The following is an 8,114-nucleotide window of genomic DNA, read 5'->3' as shown; positions in this document are numbered from 1 at the left end:
GCCGATCGCGGGCAGGATCCGGTCATCGAGATGGACGTAAAGTGTGATCAGGAGGGTGTTGAGGTCGGTATTCACACATTGGGCTTAACACCCTCTGCCAACGATTAACAGCCTCCACGCCGTTCACAGCCAATCGGACTCACTCATCTAGGAGTTTTCCGAGCATGAAAGTGTCCTCGTGGGGATAGGGGCAGCGAGTGCCACAGAACAGATTGTCACGAAGCTCGGACATTCGAAACGACGAAGGAGGATTATCCGCTCAGGGCGAACGATCCGCTGGTCATCGCCGGATTCTGCACCGCGTGCAGCAATGGCCGGGTGCGCTTGTCAGCCGAAGAGCGGCACCTGAGGCGAGTACGCGCGGGCAGCGGCGCCGGCATCCGACTCCAACTCCGCAAGCGTCGCGGGCTGCCACCTCGGCGACCGGTCCTTGTCGACCAGCTGCGCACGGATCCCCTCCACGAGATCGGGGTGGAGGGCGGCGAACCAGAGCACGCGTCGGTACTCGCCGATCAACGCGTCGCGCAGGTCGCCCTCGCGCGCCTCGCGGACGGCGTCCAGCGTCACGGCGATCCCGGTCGGCGAGAGCTCTGCGAGCGTCGCAGCGGTATCGGATGCCGCGGACTCGGTGCGCTCGGACAGTCGCTGCAGGATGTCGCCGATCGTGTCCGCGGAGAACACCTCGTCGATCCAGGCTCGTTCGTCCGCGAGGGCCGATCGCTCAGGGGTCTCATCGAACAGCAGCACGAGCTCGGAGGGGCTGGTCGGGTCGGCGCGCTTGCCGAGGGCCTCTCGGAGCTCGTCGAGGTGTGCGGAGGGCACGTAGTAGTCCGCGAAACCGGCGTAGACGGCATCCGCCCCCGTCATCGTGCTGCCGGTGAGACCGAGGTACTCGCCGATGCGGCCAGGAGCGCGGCCCAGCAGATAGGTGCCGCCGACATCCGGCGTGAATCCGATCCTGGTCTCCGGCATCGCCAGGCGGCTGCGCTCGGTCACGATGCGGACGGCGGCGTGGCCTGCGAGGCCGATGCCACCGCCCATCGTGATGCCGTCGGCGATGGCGACGACCGTCTTCGGGTACTGCGCGATCATGAGGTTCAGCGCGTACTCCGCGCGGAAGAAGTCGCCGACGCCGTGGTGCTGCCCGCTGGTGATCTGATCGTAGAGCCCGCGCACGTCGCCGCCGGCGCACAGGCCGCGGTCACCGGCCCCGTCGATGAGGACGATGTCGATGTCGGTGTCGTCGCGCCACCGGTCAAGGGCTGCGGTGAGCTGACGGATCATGTCGAGATCCAGCGCGTTGATCGCCTTCGGCCGATTCAGAGTGAGCCGTCCCAGTGATCCCTCGGTGCGGACGAGAACAGTGGGTGCCGCGGTGGTGTCAGTCACGAATGCCACGTTACCCGCCTGTTTCTTCACGCTTTGCACAGTGCCGACGCGAGATTCTGCGTGTTTTCCGACAAGATAGAGAGAACGCCCATCGCAGAAAGGCCCCGGATGCCAGACGGACAGCTGATCGAGTTCGATCACGTGACGAAGCGCTTCGGCGCTGTCGCCGCAGTGTCGGACTTCTCCGCGCGCGTCAACCCCGGTGTGGTGACGGGCTTCCTCGGTCCGAACGGCGCAGGCAAGACCACCACGCTGCGGATGCTGGTCGGCCTCGAGCGCCCGACCATCGGTACGACCAAGATCGGCGGCAAGCGGTTCTCCGAGCTGCGCGAACCCGCGCGCGTGATCGGGGCGATGCTCGAGAATCCCGGCTTCCGCGCCCGTCGCACTGTCGAGCGTCACCTGATCGCCGCGGCCAAGGCGAACAGCATCCCACTCTCGCGCGTCGGCGAGCTCATCTCGTTCGTCGGCCTCGGCGACGACGTCGAGACCCGCATCGCAGCCCTCTCGCTCGGCATGCGCCAGCGTCTCAGCGCGGCCACCGCACTCATCGGCGACCCGGGCGTGCTCGTGCTCGACGAACCGGCGAACGGTCTCGACCCCGAGGGCATCCGCTGGATGCGCACCCTCATCCGCGGCCTCGCCGACGAAGGGCGCACCGTGCTCGTGTCGTCGCACGTGCTGTCCGAGGTCGAGCAGACCGCAGACGAGATCCTCGTCATCGCCCGCGGCGAGCTGAAGTTCGCCGGCACGATGGAAGACCTCGCAGACCCCAGCAGCGGACCCGTCGTCGTCGACGCCGCGGATCGTCCTGCCCTTTCCGAAGCGCTGCGCGGCGCAGGGTTCGAGTTCGAGATCCTGCGCTCCGGCCTGACCGTGCGCGGCAGCGATGCCGCCAGGATCGGGGCCGTGACCGCCGGTGCCGGTGTGGCGCTGACCACACTGCAGCAACGCGGCCCGACGCTCGAAGACGTCTTCCTCGATCTCGTGAATGACCGGTACGTGCGCGTCGAGAAGCCAGCGACGAACGAGCCAGCGCTTTTCGAGATGCCCCACGAGGACGACGAGCAGCTTCCGCTCGGCTCTTCCGCCGAGCCCGTTTCGTCGCCGGCGACGTCATCTCCTGAGCTCGAGGACCAGGTGGCCGACGGTCCCGCCGATGCCGACGCCGACGCCGATGCCGACGCCGAGGAGCCTGAACCCGACTCCGAGGGCGACGCAACGGGTGACGCCACTCGGATGGGTGAGCCTGCCGCAGGAGAGACGAGACGCTCCGAGCGAGCCGCGCGCGTCGAGGCGTCGGCGAAACCGGGCGACGAGGACCGTCCGCTCCCCGGCATGGCCGGACTCGCGGCGGTCGCCAGCCTGTTCAACACCCCGTCATCCCGCTCTGCGGCTGATGAAGCGGCCGCTGACGGCAGCGATGCGGACGAAGCCGAGAGCGATCCCGCCCTCGAATCGTCATCCACGGATGCGAGCGAGGCTGCGGATCCCGAGGGCGTCGACCTCGACGCGACGCGCGTCATCGACGTCGTTCCCGGCGCTGAGCAGACAGCATCCGACGTCGCCCCCGGCGGGGCTGCTGCTGACGACGTGACGATCGCAGGCGACGAGCCTGCGCCGTCGTCCGAGCCGGGCGAGGATTCCGACGAGACCGACGCGACCGACGAGTTCTTCGACGCGTTCACGGGCGATCCTTCATCCGACGATGATGATGCGCCCGACCTGTCATCCGGCGAGGCGTCGGAAGGCGGAGACTCAGAGCCCGACGCAGAGGACGGCGACTCGCACCACGACGAGTCCACCCGCGAGCGGCACTGATCAGACAGGACTGATCGGCGCCACCGATCAGGCGTTGGCGATCAGGCGCTGCCGGTCAGTCGCTGCCGATCAGACGCTGCCGATCAGGCGTTGGCGATCAGATGCTGCTGATCAGACGCTGCCGATCAGACCGGGCGCGGCCGGATGACCGGACGCTGTCGTCCCTTGACGACCGGTATCGGCGCCGTGCTCGCGATCTCGACGACGTCGACGGGCTCCTCTGAGACATCGAGGCGAAGCGCCTGCGTGAGGGAGAGGCCGTGCCTGGTCGTGAAGATCAGCCGCTGGAACTGCTCGTCGCCTTCGAGGTCGATGACCACGCTCGGCCGACGGCGACGGATGAGCACGAAGTCTGTCGTGGCCGCGGCCTTCCAGGTTCCGGCCGCTAGGATGCTGGGGATGTGCGTCCCTGGACCGGGCACGCCGCGCAGCCACGTCCACGCATCATCGGTGAGCTGCACCTTGGTGATCGTGTCGCGCGCGACTCGCAGGTTCTCGCGATGGAACGTCGCAGCGCGTTCGAGCGGGGAGAGCACAACCTCAAGCTGTGTCTGATCCAGCAGCAACGTCACCATGAACCCAGTCTGCCAGCGACGCCCTGCAAACTGTCTGCGACTTCCTCACAGGACGGCAACAATCCCGTTGTGCGATTCCGCCAGACCGCATTGCCCCGCACAACTCCGGAGGAACGTCCGCCCGAGCACGGTTACGCGACCACGGGCACCCGAATTCTGAAGAAGCTCCGGAGTTATGCGGGCGGTTTCCGAGTCAGCGAGATTTGCACCTGTTCAGAGCCGAGCGGATGCCGCGGCAGCAGCCGCCGCAGGCAGCGCAGCCTCGATGCGGGACAGGGCCGCATCGTCGTGGGCTGCGGTGAGGAACCACGCCTCGAACACGCTCGGCGGCAGGGCGATGCCCTGCTCGCGCATCGAATGGAAGAACGGCGCGTAGCGGAACGCCTCCTGCGCCTGCGCCTCGGCATAGGTGCGCGGCGGGTTCTCGGCGAACACGACGCCGAACAGGTTCCCGGCGCGCGGCACGGCGTGCACGACACCCGCTTCGGTGAGGGCGGCGTCCAGGGCGTCGGCGACACGAGCGGCCGCAGCATCCACCCGCGCATAGACGGCGGGCGTCGCGAGTCGCAGGGTCGCGAGCCCGGCCGCGACCGACAGGGGGTTCCCCGACAGCGTGCCCGCCTGGTAGACCGGCCCGGTGGGCGCGAGCAGCTCCATGACATCGGCGCGACCGCCGAGCGCGGCGAGCGGCATGCCTCCGCCGACTACCTTGCCGAACGTGATGATGTCGGGCAGATACTCCTCGCCGAGCGAGGCCTGCAGCGCCCAGTAGCCGGCGTGGTGCACCCGGAAGCCCGTGAGCACCTCGTCGAGGATCATCAGCGCGCCGTGCGCGTGCGCGGTGTCGGCGATGAAGCGGTTGAATCCGGGTTCGGGTTCGACCACGCCCATGTTCGCGGCGGCGGCCTCGACGATCACGGCGGCGATCCGGTCGCCGTGCTCCGCGAAGACGGCTTCGAGCGCGGCGCGGTCGTTGTAGCCGATCACGAGGGTCTGCGCGGCGATGGGAGCGGGGACGCCTGCGGAGCCCGGCAGCGCCAGCGTCGCGACGCCGGAGCCCGCCTCGGCGAGCAGTCCGTCGGAGTGCCCGTGGTAGTGCCCCGCGAACTTCACCAGGAGGTCGCGGCCCGTCGCACCGCGCGCGAGGCGGATCGCGGTCATGGTGGCCTCGGTGCCGGTGGAGACCAGACGGACGCGTTCGATCGGAGCGAGGTCGCCCACCCGGACGCGCTCGGTGATGAGGCGGGCGAGCTCAACCTCTCCCTCGGTCGGCGCCCCGAAGGAGAGCCCTCGGGTCGCCGCCTCCTGCACCGCGGCGACGACATCCGGATGCGCGTGCCCCAGCAGGGCAGGCCCCCACGAGGCCACCAGGTCGACATACTCTTCGCCGGCGGCATCCGTCACCATCGCACCCTTGGCGGATGCCAGGAATCGCGGCGTCCCGCCGACGGAGCCGTACGCCCGCACCGGAGAGTTCACTCCACCGGGGGTGACAGCGCGTGCGGCGGCGAACAGGTCATCGTTGCGATCATTCATGGGAGTCTCCCTCAGTCGCGAAGCCAGCCGGCGACCTCGGTCGCCCAGTACGTGAGCACGGCGTCGGCACCGGCGCGGCGGATCGACAGCAGCGATTCGAGCACGGCGGCACGACGGTCGATCCAGCCGTTCGCACTCGCGGCCTCGATCATCGCGTACTCGCCGGAGATCTGATATGCCCACACCGGAATATGCACGGCATCGCGCACCTCGCGGAGCACGTCGAGGAAGCTCATCGCCGGCTTCACCATGACGATGTCTGCGCCCTCGGCCTCATCGATCAGCGCCTCGCGCAGCCCCTCACGACGGTTGCCCGGATCAAGCTGGTACGTGCGACGATCGCCCTGCAGCTGCGAGTCGACGGCCTCGCGGAACGGCCCGTAGAACGCGCTCGCGTACTTGGCCGCGTAGCCGAGAAGGAGCGTGTCGGTGAACCCCTCTGCATCCAGTCCTCGACGGATCGCGGCGACCTGGCCGTCCATCATGCCCGACAGCCCCAGCAGGTGCGATCCCGCCCGTGCCTGTGCAAGCGCCATCGCGACGTAGCGTTCGAGCGTCGCGTCGTTGTCGACCGAGCCGTCGTCGGCGAGAACGCCGCAGTGTCCGTGATCGGTGAACTCGTCGAGGCAGAGATCGGTCTGCACGACGAGCGCGTCGCCGACCTCCGAGACCAGCGCGGACGTGGCGACGTTGAGGATGCCCGCGGGGTCATCCGCACCGGAGCCGGTCGCATCGCGCATGGCGGGAACACCGAACAGCATCACACCGCCGACGCCTGCTTCCGCCGCCTCGACCGCAGCGCGCCGAAGCGAATCGAGCGAGTGCTGAGCGACACCGGGCATCGAACTGATCTGCACGGCCTCTGAGATGCCCTCGCGCACGAACATCGGCAGAACGAGCTGCCGGGACTCCAACGAGGTCTCCCGCACCAGGTTCCGCACCGCCGACGATTGACGGAGTCGGCGCGGACGGATCTCGGGGAAGCTCACGGCGCGAACTCGTCGGCCGCGTGCGGAAGGGTGAAGTGCGAGACCGCGTCGATGAGTGCATCGACGGTCTGCTTGTCTGCGACCACTGTGATGGGCAGCCCGGCCTTGCGGGCGTCCTTCGCGGTGCGAGGACCGATCGCTGCGAGCAGCGTGTCATCCGGGATGTCGGGGAACTGCTCGCGCACCTGCTGTGCGACCGATCCGCTGGTGATGAGGATCGCGTTGATGCGGCCGCTGTCGACATCACGGCGGATGCGCTCGGTGACGGGCACCCCGACGGTGCGATAGGCGACGATGCTCGAGACCTCGTGCCCGGCTTCGATGAGTGACCGGGTGAGGACCGGCTTCGCGATCTCGCTGCGCAGCGTCAGGATCCGACGGGGCGATGGCTCCAGCGCGAGCAGCTGCTGAGCCATGCCCTCGGCGGAGTTGTCCTCCTCCGGGACGAGCGCGACCTCATACCCGACGGCCTGAAGTGCTGCCGCCGTCGTCTCGCCGACCGCGGCGATCTTCGTCGATTTGGGAACCACCGCGCGATGCGCGAACAGCACATCGACAGTGGTGGCACTGGTGATCGTGAGCCAGTCGAACCCTCCGGCGGCGAGCTTCGTCAGTGCGTCGTCGAGCGCGGCCTGGTCGTTCGTCGGGCCGAAGTTGATCAGCGGCGCGACGACAGGAACGGCGCCCTGCGCCCGCAGGCTCGCGGCGACGCCGTCGCCCCAGGGGCCTCCTCGCGGAACGAGGACGCGCCAGCCGGTCAACGGCTTCTCATGATTCGTTTCGGGTGTGATGCTCATCAGGATTGCTCTCGGGAGACGAGTCCGGCCGCCCCTTGATCGAGCAGCCGACGGGCGACAGAAAGTCCGATCTCGCGTGCTGCGTGATTCGGGTCCGCACCATCGGCAGCATCCGCTCCATTGCCACTGCCGTTCAGACGAATATACCCCCGGCGCAGGGGTTCGGTGACGTCGAGGCCGATCCGCCTCTCCCCCTCGGGCGCGTAGACGACCGTTCGCACGCGTACCGACTCGCCCGTGACGACCGCGTGCGCTGCCATCGGCGCCTGGCATCCGGCTTCCAATCCCTCCAGCACCCCGCGCTCCACCGTGATCGCGAGCCTGGTCGCCTCGTCGTCGAGCTCCGCGAGGGCGGCGAGGAGTTCTGCCGGCGCGTCCGCCGTCGTCTCGACGGCGAGCGAACCCTGCCCCGGCGCGGTCGGCCACTCGGCGAGGTCGAGCTCCTCGCGTGCGAGGGTCACCTCGGATCCGATCCGCGAGAGGCCGGCGGCGGCGAGGATCACGGCATCCAGCTCACCGGATTCGACCCGGCCCATGCGCGAGCCGATGTTGCCGCGGATGTCGACGACCTCGGCGCGAGGCGCGTGACGACGCACCTGGGCGATCCGCCGCGGCGAGCCCGTGCCGACCTTCGCGCCGGGGCGCAGCTCGTGCAGCGGTGTGCCGTCCCTCGAGAGCACGACGTCTCGAGCGTCTTCCCTGACAGGGGTCGCTGCGATGACCAGTCCGTCCGGCTCAGCCGTCGGCAGATCCTTGAGCGAGTGCACCAGGATGTCGCATTCACCGTTGAGGAGCGCCTCCCGCAGACGTGTCGCGAAGATGCCCATGCCGCCGATCTCGGAGAGCGATGCACGGTTCGTGTCGCCTTCCGAGACGATGGGGATGAGCTCGACCTTGCGACCGGAGATCTTCTCGAGTGCGGTGGCGACGTGCCCTGACTGCGCCTGCGCGAGTGCGCTGCGGCGCGTGCCCAGACGGATCGGGCGCTGACGATTCGAAGTGGTCAT

The 8,114-nt window shown here is 68.6% G+C and carries 7 protein-coding genes; 1 reads left to right on the top strand and 6 read right to left on the bottom strand.

Annotated elements, in window-relative coordinates; all coding sequences use genetic code 11:
• Positions 1-327: 327 nt before the first annotated feature.
• A complete protein-coding gene (locus tag J1M43_RS10540) occupies positions 328-1,389 on the bottom strand; it encodes an enoyl-CoA hydratase/isomerase family protein (RefSeq protein ID WP_033106515.1) in 1,062 nt (353 codons plus the stop codon).
• Between the two features lie 108 nt (positions 1,390-1,497).
• Between J1M43_RS10540 and J1M43_RS10535 the strand changes: the two genes are divergently transcribed.
• Positions 1,498-3,210, top strand: coding sequence for an ABC transporter ATP-binding protein (locus tag J1M43_RS10535; protein ID WP_206476633.1), 1,713 nt, complete (start codon positions 1,498-1,500; stop codon positions 3,208-3,210).
• Between the two features lie 125 nt (positions 3,211-3,335).
• Here the strand turns inward: J1M43_RS10535 and J1M43_RS10530 are convergent, their stop codons facing one another.
• The 5 genes from J1M43_RS10530 to hemC all read right to left on the bottom strand — a co-directional run bounded on the left by J1M43_RS10530 (position 3,336) and on the right by hemC (position 8,114).
• Entirely contained in the window at positions 3,336-3,785 is a 450-nt protein-coding gene (locus tag J1M43_RS10530) for a hypothetical protein (RefSeq protein WP_206476632.1), read from the bottom strand.
• Positions 3,786-3,998: 213 nt separating this feature from the next.
• Positions 3,999-5,321, bottom strand: a complete 1,323-nt coding sequence (locus tag J1M43_RS10525) for a glutamate-1-semialdehyde 2,1-aminomutase (protein WP_206476631.1) — start codon at positions 5,319-5,321, stop codon at positions 3,999-4,001.
• Between the two features lie 11 nt (positions 5,322-5,332).
• On the bottom strand, positions 5,333-6,310 hold the full coding sequence (gene hemB / locus J1M43_RS10520) for a porphobilinogen synthase (protein WP_033105833.1): 978 nt from the start codon (positions 6,308-6,310) through the stop codon (positions 5,333-5,335).
• Entirely contained in the window at positions 6,307-7,107 is an 801-nt protein-coding gene (locus tag J1M43_RS10515) for a uroporphyrinogen-III synthase (RefSeq protein ID WP_033105832.1), read from the bottom strand. The genes hemB and J1M43_RS10515 overlap by 4 nt, the downstream gene beginning before the upstream one ends.
• The gene (hemC, locus tag J1M43_RS10510; RefSeq protein ID WP_206476630.1) at positions 7,107-8,114 is read right to left on the bottom strand and encodes a hydroxymethylbilane synthase; all 1,008 of its coding nucleotides are present in this window, start codon (positions 8,112-8,114) and stop codon (positions 7,107-7,109) included. Before hemC ends, J1M43_RS10515 begins: the two co-directional genes overlap by 1 nt.

Source organism: Microbacterium sp. KRD172 (assembly GCF_017168295.1).
Taxonomy (GTDB): Bacteria; Actinomycetota; Actinomycetes; order Actinomycetales; family Microbacteriaceae; genus Microbacterium; species Microbacterium profundi.
This window is presented reverse-complemented; position numbering and strand designations above follow the sequence as displayed.

Coding starts and splice junctions, on each gene's coding strand:
- J1M43_RS10525 (WP_206476631.1), bottom strand. CDS start 5,321: ATGAATGATCGCAACGATGACCTGTTCGCCGCCGCACGCGCTGTCACC.
- J1M43_RS10515 (WP_033105832.1), bottom strand. CDS start 7,107: ATGAGCATCACACCCGAAACGAATCATGAGAAGCCGTTGACCGGCTGG.
- J1M43_RS10535 (WP_206476633.1), top strand. CDS start 1,498: ATGCCAGACGGACAGCTGATCGAGTTCGATCACGTGACGAAGCGCTTC.
- J1M43_RS10530 (WP_206476632.1), bottom strand. CDS start 3,785: ATGGTGACGTTGCTGCTGGATCAGACACAGCTTGAGGTTGTGCTCTCC.
- hemC (WP_206476630.1), bottom strand. CDS start 8,114: ATGACCACTTCGAATCGTCAGCGCCCGATCCGTCTGGGCACGCGCCGC.